The sequence below is a fragment of the Marinobacterium weihaiense genome, from assembly GCF_019061305.1.
GTDB classification, from domain to species: Bacteria; Pseudomonadota; Gammaproteobacteria; order Pseudomonadales; family Balneatricaceae; genus Marinobacterium; species Marinobacterium weihaiense.
The window spans coordinates 1-839 of record NZ_JAHQZT010000074.1; the positions used below are offsets into that span (position 1 = coordinate 1).

The 839-nt window shown below is 53.2% G+C and carries 1 protein-coding gene; it reads left to right on the forward strand.

Features of this window, described 5'->3' with window-relative positions; translation table 11 throughout:
* Nucleotides 1-67: 67 nt before the first annotated feature.
* A protein-coding gene (locus KTN04_RS16635) for an IS5 family transposase (protein ID WP_407659279.1) occupies nt 68-822 on the forward strand; the annotation gives its coding sequence in 2 pieces (ribosomal slippage) (nt 68-406 and nt 409-822; 753 coding nt in all).
* Nucleotides 823-839 lie beyond the last annotated feature (17 nt).

Sequence of the window (839 nt, forward strand, 5' to 3'; positions counted from 1 at the left end):
TAGGGGACGTTCTCAATTAGTGTAAACTCCTACCGATAGTCACTGCATCAGGGCCTTCGGAGTGTAAATGAGTGAGCGTACAGTACTGAGAGATGACCAGTGGGAACGGATCAAGGGCTTGCTTCCGGGTAAGGCCAGTGACTGTGGGGTCACCGCAAAAGATAACCGTCTTTTTGTTGAAGCCGTGTTGTGGATTGCTCGAACAGGAGCGCCTTGGCGGGACCTGCCGGTCTCCTTTGGCCACTGGCACCGGGTCTATGTTCGCTATAACCGCTGGTCACACAAAGGCGTATGGGCACGTATTTGGGAAGCCGTCTCGGACGATCCCGACCTTGAACACCTGATGGTCGATGGCAGTATCGTCCGGGTCCATCAGCATGGGGCCTCAAAAAAACAGAACGCGACGAACAAGCACAAGGTAAGTCGCGAGGAGGACTGAGCACCAAAATTCACCTCGCTGTCGACGCGTTGGGTAACCCAGTTCGCGTACTATTAACGCCCGGACAAGCGTCGGAATATGGTCAGGCCAATCAGTTGATTGAAGGCTTGGAAGCGGACGTTGTGATAGCCGACAAAGGGTATGACTCGGATAACTTCGTGGCCGCAATCTGTGCCAGTGGTGCCAATCCGGTGATCCCACCCAGGAAGAACCGGAGCAGCCCTCGGGATTACGATAAGGCGCTGTATAAAGAGCGTAATTTGGTTGAACGCGCTTTCCAAAAGTTCAAGCATTACCGTCGTATCGCGACACGATATGAACGTGTCGCGAAACACTACACCGCCATGCTCAATCTCGTATCAACGGTGATATGGCTGACATGATTGAGAACACTCCCTAG